This window comes from Acidobacteriota bacterium (genome assembly GCA_016713675.1).
GTDB lineage: Bacteria > Acidobacteriota > Blastocatellia > Pyrinomonadales > Pyrinomonadaceae > OLB17.
The window spans coordinates 80,775-95,712 of the sequence record JADJOS010000001.1 but is presented as its reverse complement, the minus strand read 5'-3'; the positions used below and the strand labels follow the sequence as shown (position 1 = coordinate 95,712).

The following is a 14,938-nucleotide window of genomic DNA, read 5'->3' as shown; positions in this document are numbered from 1 at the left end:
GATAGGCACAGATGAAGATCATTTTTCTTATCTGGGTCAATCCGTGTTTATCTGTGGATAATTATTCTTATGAGTCTAAATAGCAACAGCGTAGCAGTGATCACCGGAGCCGCGTCGGGAATTGGGCGGGCTTTGGCGGTCAAAATGGCTGAGGAAAAGATCGCAGGTCTGGCGATCTCTGACTGGAACGAGGCTGAGCTCGCCGTGACTGCCGAAATGGTAGAGAGACTCGGCGTCCCAGTCTCGCAGCACGTCATCGATGTGTCCAAACTCGATCAGGTTCAGCGGCTCGCGGACGAAGCAGTTGCCAAACACGGCCGCGTCACGCATCTTGTCAACAACGCCGGCGTCGGCGTGATCGGCGAGTTTGAGCAACTCTCGATAGACGACTTCGAATGGCTGATGGGCGTCAATTTCTGGGGCGTCATCTACGGCTGCAAGGTATTTCTGCCGATCCTTCGACAGCAGGAAAGCGGTCATATCCTCAACGTCTCGAGCGTTTTCGGCTTCATCGCACCCGAGGAGCAGACCGCATACTGCTCGTCCAAATTTGCCGTCCGCGGCTTTACGGAAAGCCTGCGGCACGAGCTCGCCGGTTCTAACATCACCGTCTCCGCCATCCATCCCGGCGGCATCAAGACCAACATCGCCCGCAATTCGCGTATCGGCGAGGGCACGCCCGAAGAATGGAAACAGCAGGGCACCAAATTCTTTGACAAGGTCGCCCGCACTTCGCCCGAAACCGCCGCCGAAACGATCGTCAAGGGTATGAAGGACCGCAACCCGCGCATCCTTATCGGCTCTGACGCCTTTGCCATCAGCGCATTTTCACGCCTCTTCCCAAAACGCTACCTCCGAGTGATCGAACGCATCAGCGGTCACAAGATGAGCCTGCGTAAGAAATAAGCGGTGGCCGTTTGCAACCGAGGGGCCGAGGCTGGCTACTCATCGCTGCATTCCAATTGCGCATTTTTGCGTTCACTCAAGTAGAACAACACTGGCACTGCCATTCGGGACAGCAGCAAAGACGCTACTTCGCCTGCCATTAGTGAGATCGCCAGGCCCTGAAAGATCGGGTCGAACAGCATCACCGACGAACCGACGATCACCGCCGCCGCAGTCAACAGCATCGGGCGAAATCGCACGGCACCCGCGTCCACTACGGCCTCGATCAACGGCATTCCATCGGCCATTCTGAGTTGGACAAAATCGACGAGAATGATCGAATTTCGCACGACAATGCCTGCTCCGGCGATAAATCCGATCATCGACGTCGCCGTAAAGAATGCTCCCATCAAGGCATGTGCGGGCAAGATGCCGACGAGCGAGAATGGTATCGCAGCCATGATCGTCAGCGGTGTTTTGAACGATTGGAACCAGCCGACGACGAGTATGTAGATCAGGATCATCACCGCCGCAAAAGCGATGCCCATGTCGCGAAAGACCTCATACGTAATGTGCCATTCGCCGTCCCATTTCATCGAATATTTGTCGGTCAGGAAAGGCTGAGACGCGACATATCGTTCCAGGGCGTAGCCCTCGGGCAGCTTCATCGCATCCACCTTTTCGTTCAGGCCAAGGATCGCATAAACAGGGCTCTCGATAGCACCGGCAACATCCGCCGTCACATAGACGACCGGCATCAGGTTTTTGTGATAGATACTCTTGTCGTTCTTCAGTTCTTGGACAGTGACGAGCTCGGAGACCGGAACCAGATTCCCGCGATTTCCGACGACCTTTATTCGTTGGATATCAGCGATCCCAGAACGGTCGGCCTTTGGCAGTCGCAGGTTGATGTAGGCGTCTTCTTTTTCGTTTGGCAGATGAAGGAGGCCGACGTTCAGACCGTCAACCGCAACACGCATCGTTTGCGTTATCTGCTCCGCGGTGATGCCGTTTATCGCAGCTTTTTCTTTGTCGATCTTGAGGCTGTATTTTGTCTGGTTGTCCTCGACGTACCAATCGACGTCGACCACACCGTCGGTCTGTTCAAGGATGTCGCGGATATTCCGGGCGATCTCGATCTGTCTGTCATAGGCAGGGCCGTAAACTTCGGCAACGATGGTCTGAAGAACTGGCGGGCCGGGCGGAACCTCGGCGATCTTGACGTTCGCACCGTATTTGAATGCGATCTGCTGCAAGGCTGGGCGAACGCGTTTTGCAATGTCGTGACTCTGCAATGAGCGTTCATCTTTTGAAAGTAGATTGACCTGAATATCCGCGACATTTGATCCTCGTCGCAGGAAGTAGTGACGGACCAAGCCGTTGAAATTATATGGTGCCGAGGTGCCGACATACATCTGATAGTTGACGATCTCGGGCATCGTGCCGACATAGCCTGCGAGCTCGCGAGTAACGGCCGCCGTTTGTTCGAGCGTCGAGCCCTCGGGCATATCGACGATCACCTGAAACTCGCTCTTGTTGTCAAAGGGCAGCATCTTGACCTTGACGGCCTTCAGAGCGACCAGCGACATTGACGCGAGCAGCAGAAAGACCACACCTCCGAGAAAAACGTAACGCCAAACCGGACGGCAGATGATGCGGTTCATCACTTTACGGTAGAGTTTGGTGGTATAGCCCTCTTTACCGTGTTCGTGCTTTACGTCCCGCTTGAGCATCTTCAGGCTCGCCCATGGCGTAACAACAAATGCGACGAGCATCGAAAACACCATCGCCGCCGACGCTCCGATCGGTATCGGCCGCATATACGGCCCCATCAGGCCACCGACGAATGCCATCGGCAGAATTGCCGCCATCACCGCGAATGTCGCGAGGATCGTCGGATTGCCAACCTCATCGACCGCTGCGACAGCGATATCGACCAGCGGACGCCCTTTGTTCTCGGGCAGGTTGTAATGGCGCGTCATGTTTTCTACGACAACTATCGCGTCATCGACGAGAATTCCGATCGAAAATATTAGTGCGAAAAGAGTGATCCGATTGAGTGTGTAGCCGTAGAAATAAAAGACCGCGAGTGTCAAAGCCAGCGTCACCGGTATCGCGATCGCCACAATTCCGGCTTCGCGAATGCCAAGGGCGAGCATGATCAGCACCGATACCGACGCAATAGCTATCAGCATATGCAGCAGTAATTCGTTCGATTTTTCGGCTGCCGTTTCACCGTAATTTCGCGTCTCGGTGACACGCATATCGCTCGGGATCGATGAGCCCTTGAGCGATTCGACCTTGGCAATCACCTTGTGGGCGATCTCGATAGCGTTGGTGCTCTTTCGCTTCGAAACCGCGATCGTCACGGCCGGATCGACGCCGCTCGCTCCGCGTTCGCCGTGCATGACGTAATCTGCCGGTTCGGCCGGCCCGTCGACTATTCCCGCTACATCCCGCAAAAACACCGGACGATCACCGAATACCCCGACAACAACGCTGCCAACATCATCCGCCGACGCGAGGAAATTGCCGGTCTCGACAATGACCTCGCGGTTTTGCGATGAGAAATTTCCCGATGCCTGCTGCTGGTTAGACTGCTGTAGCATCGGGATGATGGCGGCAGGTGCTATATTGCGTGACGACATTTTGGCGTCGTCCAGCAACACGCGGACCTGCCGCCGCTGCCCGCCGATGATCTGCACATCGGAGACATCTGTTACTTCTTTTATTTGGTCGCTGACCTGTGCCGCGACACGCCGGAGCGTAAAATGGTCGTAATTTGCACTCGACAATGTCAGTGCCAGGATCGGCACATCGTCGATCGAACGCTGTTTGACAAGCGGTGCCGAGGCCCCGACAGGAGTCTGGTCGGCGTTGGAAAAGAGTTTTTGATTGAGATGGACGAGGGCGTCCTCTTCATTCTGGCCGACCTTGAACCTAACAATGACGATCGACGCACCGGGCGATGACGTTGAATAGATATATTCGACACCCGGAATTTCCCACAGAAGCTTTTCGATCGGTTTGGTAACACGCTGCTCGACCTCGTCCGACGACGCACCTGGCATCTGCACCATTACATCGACCATCGGTACGATGATCTGCGGTTCTTCTTCGCGTGGAAGCATGACCACGGCACCAACGCCGAGTAAAACGGACGCCGCAATAATGAGCGGTGTCAGCTTTGACTGGATAAATGCTTTGGCGAGTTTGCCTGCGATGCCGAGATCTTTCATTTTCTTACCTGACCTTTGTGCCGTCGCTCAACTTGTCGACTTCCGAACTCGCGATCTCGTCACCCTCAGAGACGCCCGACAAGATCTCGACCATTCCTTCGGAAGTTTTGCCGGTCGTGACGATCCTGAACTGCACGTTTCCTTCGCTCCCGACCAGATAGACCCCTGTCAATTGGCCTCGCTGGACGATCGCCGTTTGCGGCACGGTGATCGCCTCTTTCTGCGCAACCGGAAAACGTGCGAGGCCGTAAAGCCCGCTCTTTAACGCCGCATTTGCCGGCAGGTCGACCTTGACCGTATAGCTCCGGCTCGCGGCATCGGAGGTCGGCATTATTTCGGCGATGGTTGCCATGAATTCGCCTTCGCTGACAGCGTCGATTCGCACAACGACGCGGCCGCCGACGCGGATCGAACGCGAATGCGATTCTTCGACGGCTACCTCGAGCCGATACTGCGAATTGTCCTCGATCGAAAGCAGCGGCGATCCCGGTGCTGCCGTCGCACCGGACTCGGCAAATTTCTTGACTACAATGCCCGAAACGGGCGACGTGATCTTTGAATATCCTGAATAGACCTGTGTGTTTGCGATCTCGGCCTTTGCCTGATCGATCCGTGCATTGATCTGTTTGTTTTTTGAGAGTATTGTCTGCACATTTGCACGGGCTCGTTCGAGCTCTGAGGTGGCGGCTTTCAACCGCGACTGTGCCTCGTCAAATTCCTGTGCGCTTGCCGAACGCCTTTCATAGAGCTCCTTGTATCTGGCAAATGTCTTCTCGGCAAGCTGCTTGTTAGCTTCGGCGCTCCGTACGCCGGCGTTTGCACTGTCGACAGATCTGGCCACCTCGACAAGCGACGCCTGAGCCTCTTTCAGTCCTGCCTGAGCCCGTGCAAGCTGCGTTTTGCTCTCGCTGTTATCGATCTCGACCAGGACCTGGCCGCGTGTGACCGTGTCGCCCTCGGCGGCGGGGAACGAGATTATGCGGCCCATCATATTCGCCGACACCTGCGTCGTCGTTTTTGCCTTGACGGTTCCGGTCGCCTCGTAAAAATCCTCGATCGACGAACGCGAGACTTTTACGATCGCGACATTCTTCATCTCTGCCGCAGCCGGCGTATTCGTTTCCGGTGCCTTTTCTTTGCCGCACGAGGAGGCAAGAAATGAAGCGATCACCGCCGCCGATATCAATGCAAATTTCGTTTTCATACCTTCACCTGTCTAGTAAAAGAGCCGTACATCGGTCAGTTGTCCCGTCGCGAGCAGCAACGAAGCATATGAGACGTAATACTCATATCGAGCTGTCAAAAGGCTGTGCTTTGCCCGGACCAACGCCGATTCTGACCTGATCACTTCGTTAAATGTCGTCAGTCCTGATTTGTAGCGGTCCTTGCCGATCCTGAGTGATTCTTCCGCTTGCATAATGCTCTTGATCGAGACCTGTATCTTCGCTTTTGCCGTGTTGTGTTCCTGAAATGCCCGCACTACGCCGAGGCTTATTTGGTTCGCCAGCACTTGTCGTTCGCTGTCGGCAAGAATTTCGGCCTCGGCCGCCAAAGCTTTTCGCGTTTTTCGCCCTGCATCGAATAGTGTGTAGCTCAGGGTCACTCCGACCGTATAATCTGTGCTGCCGTTTGCGATATAAGGCGAGCTGTAGCCAAAATTGCCAAAGGCGTCGACACGCGGCAGATCGAGGTCCTTGACAGCTCTTATCTGACGCTTCGAATTCTTTATTGCTAATTCCGAACTGAGATAGTCGGGACGATTTATAAAAGCGGTACGGATAAGTTCGGCCTGATCTCCGACGGGAAAGTACTTTTCCTGCAGATCGCCAATTATCTCGCGTTCAGTTTCGGGTCTGTCGCCGAGCAGCAGATTGAGTCCCGCCTTGGTCACCGCCAGCCGGCTCTCGGCCTCGAGTTTTTGCTGGCCTGCATTCGCAAGCTCGACCTCTGCCGCGAAAAAGTCGGCGTCCGTCGTCATGCCGACATCGACCATGTCCTTTGCCTTCTTACGGTTGGCATCTGCGGATCGAACCGCTTCGTCGCTGACCTTGAGCATTTCTTTACCGAGTACAGCTCCGTAAAAGTCGCGCAGCACGTCAAACCGCAATTGCTGTCTTACGGCCTCCGACTGCAGTTCTGCCTGGTTCCTCGCCGTCGATGCCATATCGGTGCGAGCTTTGGTCTGCCGCTGGTCAAAAAGCGGCATCTGGGCGCTGATGAGCGACCTGAAATTGGTGAGGGCACTCGGATCATTGAGAGCGTCGATCGCAAAATTTGACGTTCCGAACCTTCCTTGCTCTAGTAATGATCCGAACACAAAGACCGGATTGTTGCTGTTGATGATCGACTGAGTAAACTGCACGAGCGGCTTTCGCCCGGCCTTTGCCTCGTTGATCTTGAGGTCGGCGATCTTTAGCCGTGATTCGGAAACCTTGGTCTGCGGGTTGTTTGCCAACGCTTTGTCGACCGCGTCATCGAGTTCGAGCCGCGGAGCATTGATGGTTTGGGCCCGGATGCCGGCCGACGATGCTGCAAGTATGACCAACAACACCGAAAGATATCGCAATGACCTGAACGAACTGATATTTGTTAGCTGATTGGGCATTGTTGCTCGCGGCTGACCGTTTCGATCAGGCTTCTTTAACTCCGGCCATTTTCAGGATAGACATCATCGGGCACCAACCGGTGATCGCGGACTGTGCCAGATTAAGCCCGACAAAGCCCGTAAAATAAAAGAAGTACGGACTTACCCAAAACCCGAGCACGACGCTAATAAATACAAACACTCCTGCGATAAGGTCGATCATTTTAGGGATGGTCATAATATCTTTCTCCAATTCAATAATTCAATAGATAACTATATAGTGATATAGTATACTTAATTTAGTCCTCTTTGGAGGGGGCTGTCAAGGGCAACCGAATAGAAACTGGAAATAGTTCAGTGAGGCTAACTTGGCGGATTAGGCAGAGGCTGCGTATCTGGACAATAATATGGTATTAAAGAGCTCAAATACCCGAAGCGGCTTTGGCAGGACAATAGAGCTATTGATGAAAAATGTTGATCTAACCGACGACGCACTGGAGCTGATCGCCGAACGGTTTCGTATGCTGTCCGAGCCGATGCGGCTCCGTATTCTGAACACGCTCGGCGAAAACGAAATGTCGGTCACTGAGATCGTCGCAGCCACCGGTGCCAATCAGGCCAACGTCTCAAAACATCTCTCGATCCTCTTTCGATCCGGTATCGTTTCGCGCCGCAAACAAGGCCTAACAGCAAACTATCGTGTCTCCGACCCGACAATATTCGAGCTCTGCGATCTCGTCTGTGACCGTCTGAAAGACCATCACGAGACCCGCCAAAATACAATGGCAAAAACCCTTCCATCCAAATAAAAGAGGGGTCGTGTCAGACCTGCGATCTTTGCGGCTCACATTCGGTACTCGTCGACTTTGGCGAAGATCGATCCTTTTTGTGCCCCAAGCCCTAAACGACCTTATATTGGTCCACTTGCTACCTGCCGCGCTTATTTGTGACGGAAAGGCTGGGTATCGGATGGATGCGAATGTTTGGTTTGGGGCTTACGGGTTTGAAATGGGGCGTTGGGAATCGTAATTTCGAATGGGAAGGCTGGGCGGCGTTGGGTCTTTGATGGAAATGGACAAGGATGACTACCTGCTGCACATTTTGGGGCCGGTTTAACAATTGTCGCAAGGTCGTATTTTATTGTCGCAGATCCCGCTTTTTATTGTCGCAAAGCCCCAAAAAATTGTCGCAAGTACCCTTTTAGACTGTTGCAGAACGCTGTTTTGACGGTCGTTTTGCAGTTTTTGTTGATTTATTTGTGGTACGTATCACAATCTGGACCAAACACTAAAAAATACATGATCGGTAATTTAAAATGCGTTTTTTAGGGGAAGCGATCCACCCAGTCATCGAGAGGATCCGGCCGCTGCCGCTCCCGGTTCCGGAGCCTACTTTTTGGGCAGTGTCATGGTCTTGCCTTCGCTGTCGATCTCGAGGTGTCGGGTCGTGTTGTCCGTGACGCTCGGCGGTGCGAGGTCGCCGGTCTTATACCGGGATTCGGGTGAGACCCATTCGGTCTGCGGCGGCGGCAAGGCATTGTTGGGCTGAGTATCGATAACGTTGATCGATTCTGGCGAAGCGAAAACTGGCTGGCCCTGTTCCGCTCGGCGAAGCTGCATATACTGGGCGATACCGCCGCCGATCGAACCAAAGGCCGGTATCAGCATCCAAAACCACCAGCTATCGCCCATTCGCGAGAACGACAGGGCGATCGAGATGATCAAGAACGCAATGCCTGTGCAGATCTTGGTGATGGCGCCTTCCCAGTGGATCGGTTTGCCCTTGTGATTGACGAGCTGTTTTGCCTTGTGCGGTGCCGCAAGAGCACTGGAAACGTTGCCGAGATCGGTACCGCAGCTGCGGCAAAATTTGCCGGTCTCAGGATTTTGCTGTCCGCATTTTGGGCAAAACATAAAATAGTGAATAGTAACTGGCCGGCCTACTGTTTATTGTCTAATTCTCTTTGCCGACGTGCTTCGAAAAGTACTACGCCGGCGGCGACCGATACGTTCAAGGAATCTATTTTTCCATACATCGGTATTTTTACCAAGACGTCGCAGTTTTCGGCCACCAAGCGGTGCAGCCCAGAGCCTTCGCCGCCCAGAACAAGTGCCGACGGCTGCCGCCAATCCCACTCGTAAATGTCCATCTCGGCATCGACGCTCGTGCCTACGACCCAAATATTACGAGCCTTTAGGTCTTCGATCAGTCGGTTCAGATTCGCGGTTTTTGCGACCTTAACATACTCGATCGCACCGGCCGACGATTTGGCGACCGTGTCGGTCAGGCCGACGGCACGGCGCTCCGGAATGATCACTCCATCGATGTCTGCACACTCGGCAACGCGAAGGATCGCACCTAGATTGCGCGGGTCTTCGACGCCGTCCAGCAGCAGCATTAACGGCACTTCAGACGCATCGAGAATGTCTTCAACGGCAACATAACCGGCCGCGGCCGTAAACGCCAAAACGCCCTGATGATTAACGCCGGACTCGAGATGTTTGGCGAAATTCTCCCTCGGCACACGACTCCATGCGATCGACCGCGAACGGCAAAGGTCAATGATCTCCTGCAACCGTTTCTCATGCGAACCGTCGGCGATCAGCACCTTGTCGACACGCCGCGAATCGGCACGCAATGCCTCAAGCACAGGCAGAACGCCGTAGATAAGCGAAGAATTTGTCGTCGCTGGCGGCAGCGTCTTTGGGCGGCGATCGCGTACGTCACGCTCTCGGCCCGAAACTCTCGATCTAGTATCTTTCTTCATAACAGATGCCGCTGCAAACGCGAGTATTTTGTAAATTGCTGCAGATTTGACGTCGATTCCGTCTTGCCGAAACCTAGCTTTCCAAAGCCGATGCGCTTGATTCCCTGGGCATCGCTGCGTGTCTCGATCTCCCAAAACGGAGCAAGATATCGCCTGGCAGCGGCGTAGTTGGTGACGACGATTACTGAAGGAGCAGAATCTGACAAGTAAGTGATGAGCCTATCCATGTTTTCTCTCGCCAACAAACTCATCTTGTCACCAAGACACGAAAAATCGAATCCCGACGGAAAGATCCTATATCCGCGAATGTCATTTGTCGTGTAAAGGTCAAGCAATGTTTCGTCCGCAAACGACGCGGTCTCATCCAATAACTCGGGACCTTTTCGCTTTCGCTTTTCGATCAGATCCGTCCTTGTTCGGTTCAATTGGCCGGTCACTATCAATGTCAGATCCGAAAAGGCGATCCGGGCTGTCGAGTGCGTGTTGAAATCCGTGAACTCGAAATGGCCGCCCGCGATCGCGACCTTTGACAAACGAACCGGCGGCCGCTCGACATCAAGATCAGCGTCGCCGACGACGATACAATCGATGCCAACTCCTTTCAACTTGTCCGCCAAGATCTCAGCCAGTTTCAGGCTCTCAACGCGGGCGATCGGCATCGGGATGCCTGATCTCACGATCGCCGCAAGTTCAGAATTTTCGCTGAGCAGTACATTTGCCGCCGATACGTCGCAGTTGCTGAGCGCCGATCGAAATACAACGTTAAAACCTGCCTCCCAACTTTCCAGAGCCCTGGCCACAGGCTTTCGATCATCGAGATCCTCAGCCCTGAATTCCAGTTCCTTGCCGCAATAGAGACAGTGAGTCCGATTTGGCGGATTCTGCCGCGAACAGGCGTCACAGCTAACTAATTCGCCGGGAGCAAATGCGATTTTTTCAGACTGGATCGCAGGATCGAATGCTTTCGGATCTTCATCGGTCCGATCGGGCAAATTGTTCATACGAATCTCGGTAAACACCTGATTTTATCACTTAACCTCAGATTTTGCTTGACCCATTTGCCGTGCCGATGCAAACTGTTAGTTGGCTCAACTTGGGTTGTTCGATGCAAAGATCGTGAGCGACATTAGCGGAATTGATTAAGACCATTTTTTGAATTAGACCGAAATTTTTTAAGTTATCGATATATTTGATCCGACTATTTGACGCTTGAGTTGTTAGTTTTTTTGATTCCGCCGCTCGATCCACACAACTCGCCTGCCCTGACTGTGCCAAGATTCTCGTAATTTGAGGTACAAGAAAATGCAGTTCGATTCGACTACCAGAACTTCCTGGCAGTTTGGCCATCGTGGCCGAGTTGCCGTCTTTATTGACGGAAATAACTTGTTCCACGCCGCTCGTTTTCACAATATCGACATCGACTATAACAAGCTTTTGAGAGTCCTGTTAGGCGATGGGAGATTGCTGCGTGCATTCTTTTACACCGGCGTCGATGTTGGAGCGGAACGACAGCAGGGTTTTTTGCTGTGGATGCGGCGAAATGGTTTTCGGGTAATACAAAAGGAACTAAAGACGTTCTACGACGGCACGCGGAAGGCAAATCTCGATGTCGAGATCGCAGTTGATATGCTCAGCCTTGCGGGACGGTATGACACTGCCGTCCTTGTGTCTGGCGATGAGGATTTTGTCTACGCAGTAAACGCAGTTGCTTATAAAGGGTGCCGTGTTGAGGTTGCCGGATTTCGATCCAACACTGCACCGCGACTGATCGATGTTGGCGACTTTTTTATTGACCTCGGAGATATCGCGGACCTTATTAGAAAAGACATCTCGCAAGGCGGCGAATACGATGTACCGTCTTTTGTGCCGCCGGGAGAGATCGGTGGGCCCGTGCCTATTGAGCAGGATTTTCAAGACGATAATGAAGTTGAACCGCATTATGGCGGACGTCCGTTTGAACGATGAAGCTATTTACGATCAGCGAAGCCAATGAACTGCTGCCGACGATCATTCCGAAACTCAAGGAGATCAAACAATTATACGCAGCGATCAACGATATGCGTGATTCATCGCGTGCTGCGGCAAGTGCATCTGAGTTCGGCGGGGGAATGGAGGGCGGTGCCGGATATGTAAAGGCTCTTTACAGAGTCGGAAAGCTCACCACGGATCTGACCGAGTGCGGGATCGAACTGAAAGACTATACGAGAGGCCTGATCGATTTTCCGTCGATGCGCTCACAGCGCGTCGTTTACCTTTGTTGGCAGATCGGTGACGCCGATGAGATCGAATGGTGGCACGAGACCGACGCCGGGTTCGCCGGTAGACAGCGCATTTGAGCGGTGCTTAAATCGTTTAATTGGTTTCGACAAATAGTTTACAACCACGTAATTTGACGGAACTTCAATGTCGACTGCACTTTACTGTTGACTACTTAAAGTAGGTTCTGATATTATCACGTAGTTTTTACTGAAACGCGCTTAACAACTTCCTTTCGACCAATTTGGATAGCCTATGAAATGCCAGGTATGCGATCGTAATTTGGCGCCAACGCTGTCAATTTGCCCGACGTGCGGCGCCATGATGAATGATACTGTCCGTGAAGAGTTGCAGCCCAAAGCAGTAACTTCCGGTAACCTCCCAATGATCGAACCCGCAGCGATAAAAGTGCCGGAACCAAGGCCATACGTTGAAAGGCCGAATCCCTATGCGGTTCCGCCACCGGCTTCGACTGTGATGCCGCCGGTTCAAGCTACCGCAATTAAAACGGCCGCAGTAACAGCAAAGCGCGTTGAAACGGCAGGGTTAACTGTTGCGAAGACTAGCCCAACGCTTGTCGAGTTTCAGAACAAGAACACATCGCTTCCGGACTGGAGACTGCAGTTACAGAATGCTGTTCGTCAGCGAAAGGGCACATCAACAACCTCGGCAGTTAGCGAGATGCCTCATGCGGTCGCGTCACCGACGTTGAGAACAAACGGAGCTAACGCGCTAAAGGCGGAACCCGCGCCGGAGCCTCTCCCGGAGAACGCAGATCCGCGGCTAAACGCCGCTCTTCGCCGGATCGCGGATTCGCGAAGTTCATTCTTGCCGGCCGAGCCTGCAAAGACAGCGTTTGCACCGCGAGAAACAACGCATCGGAATTTTCGGTTTGACGTGATCGAACCGTCGCCTGATGCAGCTGCAAGGCCGACTCTGTCGCGGGGGGCAGTCAACGCACTGCCGAAACCGACATTGGTTGCTCCTGCTCGAGCTGAAAAATTTGATACGAACAAATTACCGAAACTAGAAGAGATAGCTCCTAAAAAGATCGAAAAGGTCGAGGCGATATCGACTACCCGCGACAAATTGCCGAACGCTTCAGAACCTGAATTCGATAGCATAAAGCGGATATTCATCAGTGCCGAGAGCATTCCGGCAGAGGAAAATACAGAAAATTCCGAGATCGAGGAGATCGAGGACCTGGCCGTTTTCGATGCGTTTCAATGCCGGCCTATTCGACCTGATCATCGGGTCGGTCGTTACGATGGCATTGTTGTCGCCGCTTGCACTTTCCGGCGGTGATTGGGTTTCGATCTCAGGCTTATTGACATTCATCGCCGGCCTTTCGATCGTGATTTTCGTTTACCTCACGGCTTGTGTCGGATTTTACGGCAAGACGCTCGGAATGCGGATCTTCTCGCTCGAGATAGTGGATGCCGAAGAGAACGAATATCCGACGATCCATCAGGCTGCCGTGCATTCGGCGGTGTATTTGATCTCGTTGGCATTTGGTGGACTGGGTTTCGCCACAGTTTTCTTCAACGAAGAAAACCGTGCTATCCATGATCTGCTTTCAGGAACGATAATAGTTCGGGAATTTTAGCCTTTTTCGCAGAGAAATTTGAATGCCCAAGACATGCAGGTGTTTTGGGCATTTTCTTGTCTGGATTACACTTGAGTCTATGAATGATAAGCGGCCGCATACGGACCAGACTCCCATCGAAGCCGCCAGCGTACTCATTCAGAAGCTCGCCGGCCGATCGAGATCAAAAGAAAGGCAAATAATTGCAAAGAAGAAGAAGCTGATCACCAACCTGAAGGGCGATCTCGCAAAACACGGCGATCCCGAAAAATGGAAACGATACGGCGATCTCATTCTTGCCAATCTGCAGAATGCTATTCGTGAAGGCAACAAGGTAGTTGTTACTGACTACTTTGATGACGACACGCCGGCAATCATGATTGACGGCGACGAACATTGTTCATTGAATGAGATCGCCGAGGGATACTTTAAACTTTACATAAAGGCCCGAAACGGCTCTGCCGTAATAGCCGACCGAATGAAGGCCGCAGAAGCCGAGGTCATTGACGCAGAAGCTCGCCTTGCTTCGATCGAGAAGGCTGTTGAATCCGGCGACGAAGCATATTTGTCCTCGCTGATCGAACCACCAAAAAAGAAGATTCTTCTTGGGAAGAAGAGAAAAGCAGAGGCGGCGTTTAAGGGAGCTCGCCGGTTCGAATCGTCCGACGGCTTTGAAATTATGGTCGGCAAAAAAGCACAAGACAATGACTTCCTGACCTTTCGGGTCGCCCGATCACTAGACACCTGGATGCATGCTGCCGATTATCCCGGTTCTCATGTCGTGATCCGAAACCCCAACCGTAAAGAGGTTCCAAACAGAACACTCCTCGAAGCCGCTCAATTAGCCGCATTCTACAGCAGCGGGCGTGAGCAGACAAAAGCCGCCGTTCACTATACGCAGCGAAAATTTGTCAATAAACCGAAGCGTTCGGTGCCTGGACTCGTAAGCCTTTCGAGCTTTAAGACCATTCTTGTTGTGCCACAGGTATCAGTGAAGTTAAAGGACTGATCATCCCTCGGCCACCAGCTTTTCAACGGCTTCTTTCATCTGGCCCAGAACTTTTGGGCCTCCGCCCATAAATACGCCCCGAATACGGCCTTCCTTATCAACCAGGAGGCTGATCGGCACACCGTTGAATTTTGTAAATCGATAAAACTCACTCGTGGTTTCATTTGAAATGCGAGCCAATTCGTAATTGACCTTATATTTTTCACCAAAGGTCTTGATCTGCTCGATGGTTTCCTGGCCGCCTTCTCCATCACCTACATCGAGTCCCAGGACCTGAAAGCCCTTATCACGATGAGCATCCTGCATTTGGACGAGTTCCGGGATCTCGGCACGGCAGGGCCCACACCAGGTCGCCCAGAGGTTCAATAGCAAGACCTTTCCTTTTCGATCTGCAACTTTGAATTTCGACCCATCCAGTAGTTCGACATCCGCCTGAGCGATCCCCGTCGGAAGCGGAGGATACTCAGACGACTTGGATTGAGTGGAATTTGTTTTCTGAGCTGAATTCGCGTTGTTGGAATTCAAGTTGTTCCCGGCGTTCCCCGAGCAGCCGATCAGGCTTGAAAACGCGATCGAAAGAACCGAAAATAACAAAAAAGTCTTGAACACATTT

Annotated in this window: 15 protein-coding genes; 7 read left to right on the top strand and 8 right to left on the bottom strand. The window is 52.7% G+C overall.

All coding sequences use genetic code 11. The features are described 5' to 3' along the window. Positions 1-69 precede the first annotated feature (69 nt). Complete coding sequence (locus IPK01_00430; GenBank protein ID MBK7931965.1) at positions 70-906, top strand: SDR family oxidoreductase; 837 nt, start codon at positions 70-72, stop codon at positions 904-906. 35 nt (positions 907-941) lie between these two features. On the opposite strand, the gene IPK01_00425 is transcribed toward IPK01_00430, so the two are convergent. The 4 genes from IPK01_00425 to IPK01_00410 are packed head-to-tail and all read right to left on the bottom strand — an operon-like array spanning position 942 to position 6,946. Next, complete coding sequence (locus tag IPK01_00425; GenBank protein MBK7931964.1) at positions 942-4,124, bottom strand: efflux RND transporter permease subunit; 3,183 nt, start codon at positions 4,122-4,124, stop codon at positions 942-944. 4 nt (positions 4,125-4,128) lie between these two features. Then, the gene (locus tag IPK01_00420; GenBank protein MBK7931963.1) at positions 4,129-5,328 is read right to left on the bottom strand and encodes an efflux RND transporter periplasmic adaptor subunit; all 1,200 of its coding nucleotides are present in this window, start codon (positions 5,326-5,328) and stop codon (positions 4,129-4,131) included. A gap of 12 nt (positions 5,329-5,340) precedes the next feature. After that, positions 5,341-6,729 (bottom strand): TolC family protein, encoded by a 1,389-nt coding sequence (locus IPK01_00415; GenBank protein ID MBK7931962.1) that lies wholly within the window; start codon positions 6,727-6,729, stop codon positions 5,341-5,343. Positions 6,730-6,754: 25 nt separating this feature from the next. Continuing rightward, complete coding sequence (locus IPK01_00410) at positions 6,755-6,946, bottom strand: DUF2892 domain-containing protein (GenBank protein ID MBK7931961.1); 192 nt, start codon at positions 6,944-6,946, stop codon at positions 6,755-6,757. A gap of 226 nt (positions 6,947-7,172) precedes the next feature. Between IPK01_00410 and IPK01_00405 the strand changes: the two genes are divergently transcribed. Then, positions 7,173-7,517 carry a helix-turn-helix transcriptional regulator gene (locus tag IPK01_00405; GenBank protein MBK7931960.1) on the top strand — a complete coding sequence of 115 codons (345 nt, stop codon included), beginning with the start codon at positions 7,173-7,175 and terminating at the stop codon, positions 7,515-7,517. 579 nt (positions 7,518-8,096) lie between these two features. On the opposite strand, the gene IPK01_00400 is transcribed toward IPK01_00405, so the two are convergent. Genes IPK01_00400 through IPK01_00390 form a run of 3 tightly spaced genes read right to left on the bottom strand, consistent with a single transcriptional unit; the run spans position 8,097 to position 10,476 of the window. Then, the gene (locus tag IPK01_00400; GenBank protein ID MBK7931959.1) at positions 8,097-8,621 is read right to left on the bottom strand and encodes a zinc-ribbon domain-containing protein; all 525 of its coding nucleotides are present in this window, start codon (positions 8,619-8,621) and stop codon (positions 8,097-8,099) included. Between the two features lie 26 nt (positions 8,622-8,647). Continuing rightward, positions 8,648-9,475 (bottom strand): 23S rRNA (guanosine(2251)-2'-O)-methyltransferase RlmB, encoded by an 828-nt coding sequence (gene rlmB / locus IPK01_00395; GenBank protein MBK7931958.1) that lies wholly within the window; start codon positions 9,473-9,475, stop codon positions 8,648-8,650. Next, on the bottom strand, positions 9,472-10,476 hold the full coding sequence (locus IPK01_00390; GenBank protein ID MBK7931957.1) for a hypothetical protein: 1,005 nt from the start codon (positions 10,474-10,476) through the stop codon (positions 9,472-9,474). The genes rlmB and IPK01_00390 overlap by 4 nt, the downstream gene beginning before the upstream one ends. A gap of 301 nt (positions 10,477-10,777) precedes the next feature. On the opposite strand from IPK01_00390, the gene IPK01_00385 reads away from it, so the two are divergent. From IPK01_00385 to IPK01_00365, 5 genes are all read left to right on the top strand, one after another. Beyond that, positions 10,778-11,440: an NYN domain-containing protein gene (locus IPK01_00385; GenBank protein MBK7931956.1), complete on the top strand. Its 663-nt coding sequence runs from the start codon at positions 10,778-10,780 to the stop codon at positions 11,438-11,440. Beyond that, entirely contained in the window at positions 11,437-11,811 is a 375-nt protein-coding gene (locus IPK01_00380; GenBank protein ID MBK7931955.1) for a DUF2203 domain-containing protein, read from the top strand. The genes IPK01_00385 and IPK01_00380 overlap by 4 nt, the downstream gene beginning before the upstream one ends. Positions 11,812-12,052: 241 nt before the next feature. Next, positions 12,053-13,036 (top strand): hypothetical protein, encoded by a 984-nt coding sequence (locus IPK01_00375; protein ID MBK7931954.1) that lies wholly within the window; start codon positions 12,053-12,055, stop codon positions 13,034-13,036. After that, a complete protein-coding gene (locus tag IPK01_00370; protein MBK7931953.1) occupies positions 12,948-13,337 on the top strand; it encodes an RDD family protein in 390 nt (129 codons plus the stop codon). The genes IPK01_00375 and IPK01_00370 overlap by 89 nt, the downstream gene beginning before the upstream one ends. A 79-nt stretch (positions 13,338-13,416) precedes the next feature. After that, positions 13,417-14,325: a DUF814 domain-containing protein gene (locus IPK01_00365; GenBank protein ID MBK7931952.1), complete on the top strand. Its 909-nt coding sequence runs from the start codon at positions 13,417-13,419 to the stop codon at positions 14,323-14,325. Here IPK01_00365 and IPK01_00360 read toward each other — a convergent pair whose 3' ends face one another. Further along, positions 14,326-14,934, bottom strand: a complete 609-nt coding sequence (locus IPK01_00360; GenBank protein ID MBK7931951.1) for a TlpA family protein disulfide reductase — start codon at positions 14,932-14,934, stop codon at positions 14,326-14,328. Positions 14,935-14,938: the final 4 nt, after the last annotated feature.